The organism is Malikia granosa (genome assembly GCF_002980595.1).
In the GTDB taxonomy this organism is placed as follows: domain Bacteria; phylum Pseudomonadota; class Gammaproteobacteria; order Burkholderiales; family Burkholderiaceae_C; genus Malikia; species Malikia granosa.
In genome coordinates, this window is the sequence record NZ_PVLQ01000013.1 from 27,305 (window position 1) to 41,615 (window position 14,311).

14 protein-coding genes are annotated in these 14,311 nt (G+C 69.1%); 10 read left to right on the plus strand and 4 right to left on the minus strand.

The window, feature by feature from the left end:
* The 6 genes from C6P64_RS04810 to ntrC all read left to right on the plus strand — a co-directional run bounded on the left by C6P64_RS04810 (window position 1) and on the right by ntrC (window position 6,676).
* The gene (locus tag C6P64_RS04810; protein ID WP_170073042.1) at window positions 1–822 is read left to right on the plus strand and encodes an EI24 domain-containing protein; all 822 of its coding nucleotides are present in this window, start codon (window positions 1–3) and stop codon (window positions 820–822) included.
* Between the two features lie 9 nt (window positions 823–831).
* Window positions 832–1,665 (plus strand): competence/damage-inducible protein A, encoded by an 834-nt coding sequence (locus tag C6P64_RS04815; protein WP_105747456.1) that lies wholly within the window; start codon window positions 832–834, stop codon window positions 1,663–1,665.
* 223 nt (window positions 1,666–1,888) lie between these two features.
* The gene (gene glnA / locus C6P64_RS04820; RefSeq protein WP_105747457.1) at window positions 1,889–3,304 is read left to right on the plus strand and encodes a type I glutamate--ammonia ligase; all 1,416 of its coding nucleotides are present in this window, start codon (window positions 1,889–1,891) and stop codon (window positions 3,302–3,304) included.
* A gap of 149 nt (window positions 3,305–3,453) precedes the next feature.
* The gene (locus C6P64_RS04825; protein WP_342747514.1) at window positions 3,454–3,993 is read left to right on the plus strand and encodes a hypothetical protein; all 540 of its coding nucleotides are present in this window, start codon (window positions 3,454–3,456) and stop codon (window positions 3,991–3,993) included.
* Complete coding sequence (gene glnL / locus C6P64_RS04830; RefSeq protein WP_105747458.1) at window positions 3,990–5,081, plus strand: nitrogen regulation protein NR(II); 1,092 nt, start codon at window positions 3,990–3,992, stop codon at window positions 5,079–5,081. The genes C6P64_RS04825 and glnL overlap by 4 nt, the downstream gene beginning before the upstream one ends.
* A 41-nt stretch (window positions 5,082–5,122) precedes the next feature.
* On the plus strand, window positions 5,123–6,676 hold the full coding sequence (gene ntrC, locus C6P64_RS04835) for a nitrogen regulation protein NR(I) (RefSeq protein ID WP_105747459.1): 1,554 nt from the start codon (window positions 5,123–5,125) through the stop codon (window positions 6,674–6,676).
* Between the two features lie 65 nt (window positions 6,677–6,741).
* Here ntrC and xth read toward each other — a convergent pair whose 3' ends face one another.
* A complete protein-coding gene (xth, locus tag C6P64_RS04840; protein ID WP_105747460.1) occupies window positions 6,742–7,521 on the minus strand; it encodes an exodeoxyribonuclease III in 780 nt (259 codons plus the stop codon).
* 53 nt (window positions 7,522–7,574) lie between these two features.
* Window positions 7,575–7,796, minus strand: coding sequence for a hypothetical protein (locus C6P64_RS04845; RefSeq protein WP_105747461.1), 222 nt, complete (start codon window positions 7,794–7,796; stop codon window positions 7,575–7,577).
* A 145-nt stretch (window positions 7,797–7,941) separates the two neighbouring features.
* Between C6P64_RS04845 and nadC the strand changes: the two genes are divergently transcribed.
* A complete protein-coding gene (gene nadC, locus C6P64_RS04850; RefSeq protein WP_105747462.1) occupies window positions 7,942–8,805 on the plus strand; it encodes a carboxylating nicotinate-nucleotide diphosphorylase in 864 nt (287 codons plus the stop codon).
* 186 nt (window positions 8,806–8,991) lie between these two features.
* Entirely contained in the window at window positions 8,992–9,990 is a 999-nt protein-coding gene (locus C6P64_RS04855; RefSeq protein WP_105747463.1) for a c-type cytochrome, read from the plus strand.
* A gap of 66 nt (window positions 9,991–10,056) precedes the next feature.
* On the opposite strand, the gene C6P64_RS04860 is transcribed toward C6P64_RS04855, so the two are convergent.
* A complete protein-coding gene (locus C6P64_RS04860; RefSeq protein WP_105747464.1) occupies window positions 10,057–10,563 on the minus strand; it encodes a dihydrofolate reductase in 507 nt (168 codons plus the stop codon).
* Between the two features lie 71 nt (window positions 10,564–10,634).
* On the opposite strand from C6P64_RS04860, the gene C6P64_RS04865 reads away from it, so the two are divergent.
* Window positions 10,635–11,708: an NAD(P)H-dependent flavin oxidoreductase gene (locus tag C6P64_RS04865; protein WP_105747465.1), complete on the plus strand. Its 1,074-nt coding sequence runs from the start codon at window positions 10,635–10,637 to the stop codon at window positions 11,706–11,708.
* An 84-nt stretch (window positions 11,709–11,792) separates the two neighbouring features.
* Here C6P64_RS04865 and hpaE read toward each other — a convergent pair whose 3' ends face one another.
* Entirely contained in the window at window positions 11,793–13,262 is a 1,470-nt protein-coding gene (gene hpaE, locus C6P64_RS04870; RefSeq protein ID WP_105747466.1) for a 5-carboxymethyl-2-hydroxymuconate semialdehyde dehydrogenase, read from the minus strand.
* 169 nt (window positions 13,263–13,431) lie between these two features.
* On the opposite strand from hpaE, the gene C6P64_RS04875 reads away from it, so the two are divergent.
* On the plus strand, window positions 13,432–14,244 hold the full coding sequence (locus C6P64_RS04875; protein ID WP_105747467.1) for an SDR family NAD(P)-dependent oxidoreductase: 813 nt from the start codon (window positions 13,432–13,434) through the stop codon (window positions 14,242–14,244).
* The last annotated feature ends 67 nt before the right edge of the window (window positions 14,245–14,311 follow it).

Below are 14,311 nucleotides of genomic sequence, written 5' to 3' on the forward strand. Positions count from 1 at the left end.
ATGAGCTTGCTGCTCGACTCCTTCTGGCGCGCGCTGGCCTATTGCCTGCATCCGCGCGTGGTGCTGCTGTCGCTGCTGCCGGTGCTGCTGATGGCCGCCGGCGTGTTCGCGCTCGGCTACTACCTCTGGTATCCGGCGCAGGCCGAGCTCGGCGCCTGGCTCGAGAGCTGGGAGCTGCTGTCGCCGCTGCGCGCTTGGCTCGATCACAGCGGCCTGGCCCAGCTCGGCAGCGTGTTCGTGCCGCTGCTCCTGCTGGCGCTGGTCACGCCGCTGCTGGTGCTGCTGGCGCTGCTGCTGGTCGGGCTGTTCATGACGCCGGCCATGGTCAAGCTGGTCGCGCAGCGCCGCTTCGCCCATCTCGAGCCCAGGCGCGGCGCGAGCTTCCTCGACAGCCTGGGCTGGTCGCTCGGCTCGACCCTGCTGGCCTTGCTGGCGCTGCTGGCCAGCTTGCCGCTGTGGCTGCTGCCGCCGCTGGCGCTGCTGTTGCCGCCCCTGGTCTGGGGCTGGCTGAGCTACCGCGTGTTCGCCTTCGACGCGCTGGCCGAGCATGCCGACCGCCAGGAGCGCGTCGCGCTGCTGTCCCGGCACCGGCTCAGCCTGTGGCTGATGGGGCTGCTCTGCGGCCTGCTGGGCGCCGCGCCCAGCCTGCTGTGGACCTCGGGCGCCATGTTCATCGCGATGGCGCCGCTGCTGGTGCCGCTGGCGGTCTGGGTCTATGCGCTGGTGTTTGCCTTTTCCTCGCTCTGGTTCGCGCATTACCTGCTGGCTGCGCTGGCGCGCCTGCGGGCCCCGTCCACCACCACTTCCCCTGTCATCGAATAGGCCTGTCCCATGACCCACGACCGCCCAGTTCCCGCCTTCGGCCTCGTCATCGTCGGCGACGAGATCCTGTCCGGCAAGCGCGCCGACAAGCACATGCCCAAGGTCATCGAGCTGCTGGCCGCGCGCGGCCTGAGCCTGTCCTGGGTGCGTTATGTCGGCGACGACCGGCCGCGCCTGCAGGCCGTGCTGCGCGACGCCTTCGCCAGCGGCGACATCGTGTTCAGCTGCGGCGGCATCGGCGCCACGCCCGACGACCACACCCGGCAATGCGCGGCCGCCGCGCTCGGCGTCGAGCTCGAGCTGCACCCCGAGGCCAAGGCCCTGATCGAGGAACGCATGCGCGATGTCGCGCGCGAGCAGGGCCAGCCCTGGGAGCCCGAGCGCGCCGACAATGTGCACCGCCTCAACATGGGGGTGTTTCCGCGCGGCGCGACCATCATCCCCAATCCCTACAACAAGATCCCGGGCTTCAGCTGCACCGGCTCGGGGCAGGGCGCGGTGCATTTCGTGCCGGGCTTCCCGGTCATGGCCTGGCCGATGATCGAATGGGTGCTCGAGCAGCACTATGCCCAGTGGTTCGCGCGCCAGCAGCGGCGCGAGCAATCGGTGATCGTGTTCGGCGCCATCGAGGCGGCGCTGACGCCGCTGATGGAGCAGATCGAGGCCGCCCACCCCGAGGTCAAGGTCTTCAGCCTGCCCAGCGTCGACCACCCGGAGTGGGGCCGCCATGTCGAGCTCGGCGTCAAGGGCCAGACCGCCGCCGCGGCGGCAGCCTATGCCGACCTGCTGGCGGGCCTGCACGCTGTCGGTGCCAAGCTGGGCCCCGAATTGGTGCGTGATTGATGGCCTCATATTGGTGCATTGAGCGCACCAATATGGTGATTCCGATGCGCTACGGGTCTGACGTGACCGGCGCGTGTCAGAGCCTCGTCGACGAGGCACAATAGCGGCTGTCGCTGGCTTGTGCTGCGGCGCCCCGCAAGCGAAGCAAGCGGGGTGGCACGGTTTCTGCTTTGAGACAAGACAACCCAGTTTCATCCTTTTTTCCCCGACCAGGAGTTTTCTGATGGCCAAGACCGTCGCAGACGTGATGCAAATGGTGAAGGACAACGACGTCAAGTTCGTTGACTTCCGCTTTACCGACACCCGTGGCAAGTGGCAGCACATCACCGTGCCGATTTCGCAGTTCGACGAAGCGAAGTTCGAAGAAGGCCAGGCCTTCGACGGCTCCTCGATCGCCGGCTGGAAGGGCATCGAAGCGTCCGACATGCTGATGGCTCCGGATGCCAGCACCGCCTTCATCGACCCCTTCGTCGAGGAAACCACCCTGGTGCTGGTCTGTGACGTGATCGAGCCGACCGACGGCAAGGCCTACGAGCGCGACCCGCGCTCGATCGCCAAGCGCGCCGAGACCTACCTGAAGGCATCCGGCCTGGGCGACACCGCCTTCTTCGGTCCGGAACCCGAGTTCTTCCTGTTCGACGAAGTGCGCTGGAGCACCGAGCCGAACAACACCTTCTACGCGATCGACGACTACGAAGCGCCGTGGAACAGCGGTGCCAAGCTCGAAGGCGGCAACCGCGGCCACCGCAACCGCGTCAAGGGCGGCTACTTCCCGGTCGCTCCGGTCGACAGCACGATCGACATGCGCAACGAGATGGTCCAGATCCTGGAAGCCGTCGGCGTGCCGGTCGAAGTCCACCACCACGAAGTGGCTGGCGCCGGCCAGTGCGAAATCGGCACCAAGTTCTCGACCCTGGTCGAGCGCGCCGACTGGACCCTGCTGCAGAAGTACGTGATCCAGAACGTCGCCAATGCCTACGGCAAGACCGCGACCTTCATGCCCAAGCCCTACGCTGGCGACAACGGTTCCGGCATGCACGTCCACCAGTCGATCTGGAAGGATGGCAAGAACCTGTTCGCCGGCAACGGCTACGCCGGCCTGTCCGACACCGCCCTGTACTACATCGGCGGCATCATCAAGCATGCCCGCGCCCTGAACGCGATCACCAACCCGGGTACCAACTCGTACAAGCGCCTGGTGCCGCACTTCGAGGCTCCGGTCAAGCTGGCCTACTCGGCCAAGAACCGCTCGGCCTCGATCCGGATCCCGAACGTCGCTTCCGACAAGGCCCGCCGCGTTGAAGCCCGCTTCCCCGATCCGCTGATGAACCCCTACCTGGGCTTCGCCGCGCTGCTGATGGCCGGCCTGGACGGCATCGAGAACAAGATCCACCCGGGCGAAGCCGCCACCAAGGATCTGTACCACCTGCCGCCGGAAGAGGACAAGCTGGTCCCGACCGTCTGCCACAGCCTGGACCAGGCGCTGGAAGCGCTGGACAAGGACCGCGCCTTCCTGACCAAGGGCGGCGTCTTCACCGACGCCTGGATCGATGCCTACATCGAGCTCAAGATGACCGAAGTCACCCGCTCGCGCATCGAGGTGTCGCCGGTCGAGTACGACATGTACTTCAGCCTGTAATCCCCGGATTGCAACACTGACAGAAGGGACGGCTTGCCGTCCCTTTTTTTGCGCCGCGCCTGCGACCGAGACCGCCTGCCCGCCGGCAGGATTTACGCGATACTGGATGCCGAGGAGGCGGGACGGGCGGATCCGTCCCGGACGAAGCCATGCAGATGCTCTATATTTTTCACCGCCCGGTCGCGCTGGCCCTGCTGGCCGCCCTCGCCCTGCCTGCGGCGGCGGCGCCCGACAAGATCTGGCGCTGCGGCAACGAATACACCAACCAGCCCGGCGACGCCAAGGCGCGCGGCTGCAAGCTGGTCGAGGGTGGCAACCTGACCGTGATCGAGGGGCTCAAGCCGCAGGGCGGTGCCCGCACGGCCGCTGCGGCCTCGCGTCCCGGGGCGGCCGCGCCCGCGGCGCGCAGCGAGGCCGAGCGGGTCGACAGTGCCGAGCAGCGCGCGCGCGACGCCGATGCCCGTGCCATCCTCGAGGCCGAACTGCGCAAGGCCGAGGCGCGCCAGGCCGAGCTGCGCCAGGAGTACCAGGGCGGCGAGCCCGAGCCGCGGCCCGAGGAGCTGCGTCACCCGACGCTGCACCAGCAGCGCAGCGCCGCCCTCAAGGAACAGCTGGCGCGGGTCGATGCCGATGTCGCCGCCTTGCGGCGCGAACTGGCCCGCCTGGCCCCGGCGCCCGACAGGAAATGAGCAGCGCGCCAGCCAAGCCCGGCCGCCGCGTCGCACCGGGGCAGCAGTACCAGGCGCTCGACCTGCTCGCGACGCTGGTCGCCATCGTCGATGCCGAGGGCATGGTGTTGTGGTCCAACGCCGCGCTGGAAGACCTGCTCGGGACCTCGCGCCGCGCCATCGCCGGCCTGCCGCTGTGGGACTGGTTCGAGTCGCCCGAGCTGCTGCGCAACGCACTGACCAGCGCGGGCGGCAACGAGTATGCGCTGATCCGCTATGACGACCGCATCCGGCGCCCGGGCCACGAGCTGCTGCATGTCCATGTGCTGCTGAGCCAGATGGAGGAGAGCGGGCGCTTCCTGGTCGAGCTGCTGCCGCTCGAGCAGCAGGCCCGCATGGAGCGCGAGGAGCGGCTGGTCGAGCAGGCGCAGGCCAACAAGGAGCTGATCCGCAACCTCGCGCACGAGATCAAGAACCCGCTCGGCGGCATCCGCGGCGCGGCTCAGCTGCTGCAGATGGAGCTCGACTCGCGCGAGCTGGTCGAGTACACCCAGGTCATCATCCACGAGGCCGACCGGCTGCAGCTGCTGGTCGACCGCCTGCTGGCGCCGCACCGGCGCGCCCGCGTCGTCAGCGACGTCAACATCCACGAGGTCTGCGAGCGGGTGCGCTCGCTGGTGCTGGCCGAGTTCCCGCGCGGGCTCAAGGTGCTGCGCGACTACGACACCTCGATCCCCGAGTTTCGCGGCGACCGCGAGCAGCTGATCCAGGCCCTGCTCAACATCGTGCACAACGCCGCCCATGCGCTGACCGAGCGCATCGAGCGCGGCGATGCCGAGATCGTGCTGCGCAGCCGGATCGCGCGCCAGATCACCTTCGGCAAGCAGCGCTACAAGCTGGCACTGGAATTGCATGTCGTCGACAACGGGCCCGGCGTGCCCGACGAGATCAAGGACCGCCTGTTCTACCCGCTGGTGTCGGGCAAGGATGGCGGCTCTGGCCTGGGGCTGAACCTGGCCCAGACCTTCGTGCAGCAGCACCAGGGCCTGATCGAATGCGACAGCGTGCCGGGACGGACTGACTTCAAGCTGCTGATCCCCCTGCCTTGACGCCGGAAGGGGGACGGATGACATCAACAGAAAGCGCGCGCATGAAACCCATCTGGATCGTAGACGACGACCAATCGATACGCTTCGTACTCGAGAAAGCCCTGGCCCGCGAGAACCTGCCGACGCGCAGCTTCACCAATCCGCGCGAGGTGCTGGCCGCGCTCAACGAAGCCGACGAGGGCGACGGGCCCCAGGTGCTGGTCAGCGACATCCGCATGCCGGGCGGTTCGGGACTGGACCTGCTGGACCAGGTCAAGCAGCGCCTGCCTGGCCTGCCGGTCATCATCATGACGGCGTTTTCCGACCTCGACAGCGCGGTCTCGGCCTTCCAGGGCGGCGCCTTCGAGTACCTGCCCAAGCCCTTCGACCTGCCCAAGGCGGTCGAGCTGATCCGGCGCGCGGTCGGCGAGAGCCAGCGCGAGGAGGTGAGCGAGGAGGGCCTGGTTGCCGCGCCCGAGATGCTGGGCCAGGCGCCCGCGATGCAGGACGTGTTCCGCGCCATCGGCCGCCTGAGCCAGAGCAATGTGACGGTGCTGATCACCGGCGAGTCGGGCTCGGGCAAGGAGCTGGTCGCGCGCGCGCTGCACAAGCATTCCTCGCGTGCCAAGGGGCCCTTCGTCGCGATCAACACCGCGGCGATCCCGAAGGACCTGCTCGAGAGCGAGCTGTTCGGCCATGAGCGCGGTGCCTTCACCGGCGCCCAGACCATGCGGCGCGGCCGCTTCGAGCAGGCCGAGGGCGGCACGCTGTTCCTCGACGAGATCGGCGACATGCCGTTCGACCTGCAGACCCGCCTGCTGCGCGTGCTGTCGGATGGGCAGTTCTACCGCGTCGGCGGCCACAGCGCGGTCAAGACCCAGGTGCGCGTGATCGCGGCCACGCACCAGAACCTCGAGCAGCGGGTCAAGGAGGGCGGTTTCCGCGAGGACCTGTTCCACCGCCTGAACGTGATCCGGCTGCGCTTGCCGGCGCTGCGCGAGCGGCGCGAGGACGTGCCGCTGCTGGCGCGCTTCTTCCTGCAGCAGAGCGCCAAGCAGCTTGGCGTCGAGCCCAAGCGGATCTCGGACGCCGCGCTGCAGAGCCTGGCGCGCTTCGATTTCCCCGGCAACGTGCGCCAGCTCGAGAACATCTGCCATTGGCTGACCGTGATGGCCCCGGCCCAGGTGATCGAGGTCAAGGACCTGCCGCCCGAGGTCGCCGAGGCCAGCCGCCTGTCGGCACCGGCGGCTCTCGAGCCGTCCTTGCAGCCTGCCAAGGCGACCAGTGCCGAGCCGGTGGTCCCGCAGGTCGCTCCGATCGCCGCGCAACCGGTACCCGCGCCGGCCCCGTTGGCGGTCGAGCCGGTCGGCTTGCCGGCCGACGGCATGCTGCCGCCGCCCCAGGCCGCCTGGGAGCAGGGCCTGCAGGCCGAAGCGCTGGCGCTGCTGGCCGAGGGCCGCACCGATGTCTGGGACCTGCTGACGCGGCGCTTCGAGACCCAGATGATCCAGACCGCGCTGGCCTGCACGCGCGGGCGCCGCATCGAGGCGGCGCAGAAGCTCGGCATCGGCCGCAACACGATCACGCGCAAGATCCAGGAGCTGGGGCTGGAGTAGGGCTTTGTGGCTGGGCTGAGCTTGGCCTTGCTTTGGCGAGCTTGAGTTGGGTAGGCCCGGATCGATCAAAGGCTCAGCGTCGCGACCACCGGCGCATGGTCGCTCGGCTTGGTCAGCTTGCGCGGCGCGCGGTCGATCGCGCAGGCGGTCACCGTGGGCTTGAGTGCGTCGCTGACCAGCACATGGTCGATGCGCAGGCCGCGGTTCTTCTGGAAGCCCAGCATGCGGTAGTCCCACCAGCTGTAGCTCTTGGGTGGCTGCTCGAACAGGCGGTAGGCGTCGCTAAAGCCCAGTTCGAGCAGCTCGCGGAACTGGCGTCGCTCGGCGCTGGTGTGGTGGATGGTCTCGCGCAGGCCCTCGGGGTCGTAGCTGTCGCGGTCCTCGGGCGCGATGTTGAAGTCGCCCAGCAGCACCAGCCTGGGATGTTGCGCCAGCTCGGTGCGCAGCCATTCGCGCAGCGCATCAAGCCACTGCATCTTGTAGACGAACTTCTCGCTTTCGGGGTCCTGGCCGTTGACGAAATAGCCGTTGACCACGCGCAGTGGCCCTTGCGGCGTGTCGAAGGTGGCGGCGATCACGCGCGACTGCTCGTCGGCATAGCCCGGGATGTTGCGCACGATGTCGCGCGGCTCGCCGCGCGCGATCAGCGCGACGCCGTTGTAGGTCTTCTGGCCGAACCAGACCGCCTGGTAGCCAGCCTGGGCGAAGGCGTCTGCCGGAAACTTGTCGTCGCTCAGCTTGAGCTCCTGCAGCGCGAGCAGGTCGACCGGATGGTCGGCCAGCCAGTCGAGCACCTGGGGCAGGCGCACGCCCAGTGAGTTGACGTTCCAGGTGGCGATTTGCATGGGTGAGTAGTCTTTCTGAAGCAATGATGGGTGCGGCCGGCGTTGATTGCGGCTCAGCGCTGCAGGCAGGCGCGAATCCGCTCGACGGTCTGCTCGACCGGGGCCTGGCGGCTTACCTCGAGCCCGAGGTCGCGCGCGATCGCGTTGACCTTGGCCGGGTTCAGCGGCAGGCCACCGCGGTCGACCGCCTCGATCAGCGCGCGCGCCTGCTCGATTTCAGCTGGCAGGCCGCTTGCGGGCTGGCGCCGCCAGAGCCGGGGAAATCCGAATTTCATGGCAAGGGATTTTCGCAGCATGATAATCGCAGCGACCGGACAGGGGAAACCGACCCGGCGCAGCCCGGGTAGCAGCCGGGCAGGGCGTATCATCATGCCCTTCAGCGGCTTGTCGCGCAGGCGGCCGCGCACAAGGAAACCCCATATGAGCGACTACGATCTGGCGGCCCAAGTGGCCAGCGATGTGCAACGCGCCCTGGCCGAGGATGTCGGCAGCGGCGACCTGACGGCCGAACTGGTGCCGGCCGAGCGCCAGGCCACCGCGACCATCATCTGCCGCGAGGCGGCGGTCATCTGCGGCCGACCCTGGGTCGACGAAGTGCTGCGCCAGGTGGCGCCCGGCGCCCAGGTCAACTGGCTGGTCGACGAGGGCGGCCGCTGCGAGCCGGGCCAGAAGATCGTCGAGATCAGCGGCCGCGCGCGCGAGCTGCTGACCGCCGAGCGCACCTGCCTGAACTTCATGCAGACGCTCAGCGCGGTCGCGACCAAGACCGCGAAATACGTCAAGGAGGTCGAGGGCACGCGCGCGGCCATCCTCGACACGCGCAAGACCATTCCGGGCCTGCGCGTGGCCGAGAAATACGCCGTGCGCTGCGGCGGCGGCCAGAACCACCGCATGGGCCTGTACGACGCGATCCTGATCAAGGAAAACCACATTGCGGCGGCTGGCGGCATCACCAATGCGCTGCGCGCGGCCCAGGCCCTGGCCGATCGGGCCAAGTTCATCCAGGTCGAGGTCGAGACCCTGAAGCAGCTGCAGGAAGCGCTCGATGCCGGCGTCAAGATGGTGCTGCTCGACAACATGGACCTGCCTACGCTGCGGAAAGCCGTCGAAATGGCCGCCGGCCGCATCAGCCTCGAGATCTCGGGCGGCGTCACCTTCGACGGCCTGCGCCAGCTCGCCGAGACCGGGGTCGACCGGATCTCGGTCGGTGCGCTGATCAAGGACGTGCAGGCGATCGACTTCTCGATGCGCTTCCAGGACAAGCCGGTCGAGCTGCAGGGCTGATCGCTCCTCCGCTTTCCCCGACACAGGCCCTGCTTCAGGGCCTTTTTCACGTCCCTGCGCGGCGGGCAGCGGGGGCAACCAGACGCGTCTGGTCAATACCCGAGCATCTTGCTTTCAAATACCCTTGGGGGTATATTGGGGTGATGGCGTCACGCGACGCTCAAGACAACATCCAGGAGATTGCAGATGCTCAAGCCCATGATTGCCCTGACCCTGCTCGGGTCTGCCAGCCTGCTGCACGCGCAGGCGCCCGCGAGTTCCCAGCCGGCGCCGTACCAGATCAAGCCCGTCGAGGCCTACGATGTCAGCAAGCTGCCCGACGACCACTACGGTCGCCTGGCGCGCTACGGCAAGGAACTGGCCGAGCGCACCTTCGCGCATATCGGGCCCGAGGTCGCCAATCCGAAGATGCGCTATGCCGGCAACAATCTGTCCTGCACTTCCTGTCACCAGAACGGCGCGACCAAGCCCTATGCCATTCCCTGGGTCGGCGTGCATGCGGCTTTTCCGCAATACCGCGCGCGCGAGGACGAGGTCAGCACCGTCGCCGAGCGCGTCAACGGTTGCATGGAGCGCAGCATGGCGGGCCAGCCGCTGCCGCTCGACAGCCGCGAGATGAAGGCCTTCGAGACCTATATCCATTTCCTCTCCAAGGATGTGCCGACCGGTGCCGCCGTGACGGGGCAGGGACTGCCCAGGATCACGATGCCGGAGCGCCGCGCGGCGCCGCTCCACGGTGCCAAGCTCTATGCCGAGAAATGCTCCGCCTGTCACGGCGCGAATGGTGCCGGCCTGCGCGCGGGCGCCGCGGGCAGCGCGAGCGGCTACACCTTCCCGCCGCTGTGGGGACCGGACTCGTTCAACAACGGTGCCGGCATGAACCGGCTGATATTCACGACTTCCTTCGTCTACACCAATATGCCGCTCGGTGTGCAACATGGCCAGCCGCAGCTCAGCCTCGACGATGCCTATGACATCGCGGCCTTCGTGCTGAGCCAGCCGCGCAGCCAGAAGGCCAATCTGGAGCGCGACTTCCCGGCGCGCTGGAACAAGCCGGTCGATGCCGCCTTCCCGCCCTATGTCGACGGCGCCCCGGCCGACCAGCACAAGTACGGCCCGTTCAAGCCGCTGCAGGACAATATGCTCAAGATCAAGGACAGCCTGCTCAAGGCGCCTGGCAAGTGATGACTGCCTGAGCGCATCGGCAGCCAGCGGGCCGCGGCCCCCTGCTTCGTTTCAGCCTGCCGCGCCTCAGCGCTCGTAGGTCGCGAAGTCGTAGCCCAGGCCGCTGGCCGCGACATGGGACTCGCGCGCGGTCTCGCGCCACTCGGACCCGAGCGTGGGCGCATGGGCGTCGCCGTCAAAATCCTGGGCGATCTCGGTCACGATGACGCGCTGGGCCAGCGGCAGGGCCTGGGCGTAGATCTGGGCGCCGCCCATGACCCAGAGCTCGGCCGGTGGCGCGGCAAGCGCGGCGCAATGCGCCAGTGCCTGCTCCAGGCTGGCCAGCGCCAGTGCACCCTCGGCCTGCAGCTGGGCGGCGGTGGCGGCATCGCGCGTCAGCACGATGTTGAGCCGTCCGGGCAGCGGGCGAAACCGGGCCGGCAGCGATTCCCAGGTCTTGCGGCCCATGATGACCGGCCAGCCCTGCGTGTGGCGCTTGAAATGGGCCAGATCCTCCGGCAGATGCCAGGGCATGGCGTTGTCCTTGCCGATGACGCCGTTGGCGGCGCGGGCGTAAATCAGGTTCAGTCGCATGGGGGGAATTGTCCCATGGCGACTGGCGCGCGGTAAGCCTGGCGCCAGCCTGGACGCGCTAGCATCGCGTCATGTCCAAATCCACTCTGCAAGATCTGCTCGGCCTGCGCCTGCCCGTCATCCAGGCGCCGATGGCCGGTTCCCAAGGCAGCGCGCTGGCGCTGGCCGTCACGAATGCGGGCGGCCTGGGCTCGCTGCCGGCCGCGACGCTGAGTCCGACGCAGCTGCGCGACGAGCTCGAGCGCATGCGCCGCCAGGCGCAAGGTCCCTGGAACCTCAACTTCTTCTGCCACCAGCCACCACCGGCCGATGCGCAGCGCGAGGCCGCCTGGCGCGCGGCGCTGGCACCGCTCTGCGCCGAGGCCGGGCTGCCCGCTCCCGAGGGGCCGGCGATTGCGGCGCGCGCGCCCTTTGACGCGACCGTGGCGGACCTGGTCGAGTCGTTCCGTCCGCCGGTGGTGAGCTTCCACTTCGGCCTGCCGGCGCCCGAGCTGCTCGCACGCGTCAAGTCCTGGGGCTCCCAGGTGTTATCCAGCGCGACCACGGTCGAGGAGGCGCTGTGGCTGCAGGCCCATGGCGCCGATGCCATCATCGCCCAGGGCCTGGAGGCGGGTGGCCATCGCGGCATCTTCCTGGGCGACGACCTCGCCACCCAGCTCGGCACCTTCGCGCTGCTGCCGCAGATCGTGCGCGCGGTCGAGCTGCCAGTGATCGCGGCCGGCGGCATCGCGGATGCGGCCGGCGTCGCGGCAGCGCGCGCGCTGGGCGCATCGGCGGTGCAGGTCGGCACCGCCTACCTGCTCTGCCCCGAGGCAGGCACCAGCGCCTTGCACCGGGCGGCCTTGCAGTCGGCACAGGCCCGGCATACCGCGCTGACCAATGTCTTCACCGGAAGGCCGGCGCGCGGCATCGTGAACCGCGCCATGCGCGTGCTTGGCGCTGCTGGTCAATCGGGCGGCTGCATCAGCAGCCAGGCGCCGGCCTTCCCGCTCGCGGCCACGCACCTGGCGCCGCTGCGCGCCTGGGCCGAGGCGCAGGGCAGGGATGACTTCACGCCGCTGTGGGCCGGCCAGGCCGCATCGCTGGCGCGCGCGATGCCGGCGGCCGATCTCACGCTCGCGCTGGCCGAGGGCTGGCGCGGCTGACTTGGCCTGACCGGGTTTGCGCCGCGCAGTCCCTTGCGTCGGCGCGGGCTCGATGCCTGAGCGGTGCCGCCGCCCGGCGCCCGCTCAGAGTCCCCAGCGCGGGATCGCGTGCTGGCCGTAGCTGATCGAGATGTTCTTCGGCTCGGTGAAGGTCTGCAGGCTCCAGTGGCCGCCGTCGCGCCCGAGGCCGCTGGCCTTGACGCCGCCAAAGGGCGGGCGCGGATCGCGCGCGCTCTGGCTGTTGACATAGCAGACGCCGGCTTCCAGCGCCGCGGCGACCCGGTGCGCGCGACCGGCGTTCTCGCTCCAGACATAGCTGGCCAGGCCATAGGGGTTGTCGTTGGCCTGTGCGATCGCATCGGCCTCGTCATCGAAGGGCTGCAGGCAGGCGACCGGGCCGAAGATCTCCTCGCGCATGATGCGCATGTCTGGCCTGACATCGGCGAACACGGTCGGCCAGACGAAGTTGCCGTCACGCACCGACCCAGCCACCTCGGGCGCATAGTCGGGCTTTTGCACGCCGCCGCACAGCAGCGTCGCGCCTTCCTGCAGCCCGAGCTCGATGTAGCCGCGCACCCGCGCCAGATGGCCCTGGCTGACCATCGGGCCGATCACGGTCGCCGGGTCCAGCGGGTCGCCGACCGGGATGCGCCTGGCGCGCTCGACGAAGCGGCGCGCGAACTCGGGGTAGATCGTGCGCTGCACCAGGATGCGGCTGCCGGCGGTGCAGCGCTCGCCGTTGATGCTGAAGATCATGACCAGCGCGGCGTCGAGCGCGCGCTCGAAGTCGGCATCCTCGAACACGATGAAGGGGCTTTTTCCCCCGAGCTCCATGCTGTATTTCTTCAGCCCGGCGTTGCGCACGATCGCGTGGCCGGTCGCGGTCGATCCGGTGAAGGACACCAGCCGCACGTCCGGGTGCGCGACCAGCGGTGCGCCGGCGTCGCGGCCATTGCCCTGCACGATGTTGAGCACCCCGGGCGGCACGCCGGCCTCGAGCGCGAGTTCGCCCAGCCGCGCGGCCGTCAGCGGGCTGAGCTCGCTGGGCTTGAGCACCGCGGTGTTGCCAAAGGCCAGGCAGGGCGCGACCTTGGCGCTGGCGGTCAGCAGCGGCACGTTCCACGGTGCCACCAGCGCGCAGACGCCGACCGGCTGCAGCAGGGTGTAGTTGAGGTGGGTCGGGGTCGGATGGGTCTGGCCGTCCATGCGGGTGCACAGCTCGGCATAGTGGTGGAAGCTGTCGGCCGCGCGTGGCACCAGGTTGGCGCCGGTCTGCGCGATCGCCTGGCCGCAGTCGGCGGTCTCGATCCGCGCCAGTTCGGCCTGGTCGCGCGTGATCAGCTCGCCCAGGCGGTGCATGATCTTCGCACGTTGCGCGGGGGGCTTGCCGGCCCAGGCCGGCAGGGCCGACTTGGCCGCGGCGACGGCGAGCTGCACCTCCTCGGCCGATCCGGCGGCGACCGTGGCCAGGACTTGCTGGTTGGCGGGGTTGATGCTGTCGAAATGGTCGCGGCCGGCGATGGCCTGGCCGTTGATCAGGTGGGGGATGCGCATGGAAGGTCCGTTGGTGGCGCACCGTCTTGGTGACGGCTGCCTGCTAGGTCACGCTATGGTAACGGACCGTCCTGCCTCGCGTTGCCGGCCGGAATGCTGGAACAATGCGCAGACGATTCCCCGCAATCCCGCTTCATCCCGATCCGCAACCGACAGAAGGCGCAGCGCCATGGACCTCCAGCTTCAAGACCAGCATGCATTGATCACCGGCGGCAGCCGCGGCATCGGACTCGCCTGCGCGCGCCAGTTCCTGGCCGAAGGTGCCCGCGTGACCCTGGTCGGCCGCGACAGCGGCCATCTGCAGGCGGCGCGCGCCAGCCTGCTCGAGCAGCAGCCGGGCCGCGACGACGCCATCCGTCTGCTGAGCGCCGACCTGCGCGATCCCGTCGCCGCGCAAGCCATGGTCGAGCAGGCCCAGGCCGCCGCGCCCGCGGGCCTGGGTCCGGTTGACGTGCTGGTCAACTGCGCCGGCGCAGCGCGCCGTACCCCGCCCGACGAACTGACGCCTGCCGCCTGGCACGAGGCGATGCAGGCCAAGTTCTTCAGCTACCTGCATGTGATCGACCCGCTGATCAAGCAGATGGCCGCGCGCGGTCGCGGCGTGATCGTCAACGTGGCCGGCATGGGCGGCAAGGTCGCCAGCCCGATTCATCTGCCGGGCGGCTCGGCCAATGCGGCGCTGATGCTGGCCAGCTCCGGCCTGGCGGCGGCCTATGCCGGCTGTGGCGTGCGCGTCAACGTCGTCAACCCGGCCCAGACCCGGACCGAGCGGCTCGACGAGGGCCTGCTGGCCGAGGCCAGGCTGCAGGGCATCACGCCGCAGCAGGCGCTCGATCGCATCAACCAGTGCCACCCGATGGGCCGCATCGCCGAGCCACGCGAGATCGCCGATGCGGTCGTTTTCCTGGCCTCGGCGCGCGCGAGCTATGTCAACGGAGCAGTGCTGTCGATCGACGGCGGCCTGACGCCGCTGGTGGTCTGAGCGCAGCGGGCGGGCGGTACGATCGTGCTGTGCTGATTCCAGCGCGCATCCTTGCCGCGCTGCACGC

Excerpts from the sequence above, each read along its gene's own strand:
- C6P64_RS04875 (WP_105747467.1), top strand. The coding sequence starts at position 13,432 with ATGGACCTCCAGCTTCAAGACCAGCATGCATTGATCACCGGCGGCAGC.
- hpaE (WP_105747466.1), bottom strand. The coding sequence starts at position 13,262 with ATGCGCATCCCCCACCTGATCAACGGCCAGGCCATCGCCGGCCGCGAC.
- glnA (WP_105747457.1), top strand. The coding sequence starts at position 1,889 with ATGGCCAAGACCGTCGCAGACGTGATGCAAATGGTGAAGGACAACGAC.
- C6P64_RS04825 (WP_342747514.1), top strand. The coding sequence starts at position 3,454 with ATGCAGATGCTCTATATTTTTCACCGCCCGGTCGCGCTGGCCCTGCTG.
- nadC (WP_105747462.1), top strand. The coding sequence starts at position 7,942 with ATGAGCGACTACGATCTGGCGGCCCAAGTGGCCAGCGATGTGCAACGC.
- C6P64_RS04810 (WP_170073042.1), top strand. The coding sequence starts at position 1 with ATGAGCTTGCTGCTCGACTCCTTCTGGCGCGCGCTGGCCTATTGCCTG.
- C6P64_RS04815 (WP_105747456.1), top strand. The coding sequence starts at position 832 with ATGACCCACGACCGCCCAGTTCCCGCCTTCGGCCTCGTCATCGTCGGC.
- xth (WP_105747460.1), bottom strand. The coding sequence starts at position 7,521 with ATGCAAATCGCCACCTGGAACGTCAACTCACTGGGCGTGCGCCTGCCC.
- C6P64_RS04860 (WP_105747464.1), bottom strand. The coding sequence starts at position 10,563 with ATGCGACTGAACCTGATTTACGCCCGCGCCGCCAACGGCGTCATCGGC.
- C6P64_RS04855 (WP_105747463.1), top strand. The coding sequence starts at position 8,992 with ATGCTCAAGCCCATGATTGCCCTGACCCTGCTCGGGTCTGCCAGCCTG.
- ntrC (WP_105747459.1), top strand. The coding sequence starts at position 5,123 with ATGAAACCCATCTGGATCGTAGACGACGACCAATCGATACGCTTCGTA.
- C6P64_RS04845 (WP_105747461.1), bottom strand. The coding sequence starts at position 7,796 with ATGAAATTCGGATTTCCCCGGCTCTGGCGGCGCCAGCCCGCAAGCGGC.
- glnL (WP_105747458.1), top strand. The coding sequence starts at position 3,990 with ATGAGCAGCGCGCCAGCCAAGCCCGGCCGCCGCGTCGCACCGGGGCAG.
- C6P64_RS04865 (WP_105747465.1), top strand. The coding sequence starts at position 10,635 with ATGTCCAAATCCACTCTGCAAGATCTGCTCGGCCTGCGCCTGCCCGTC.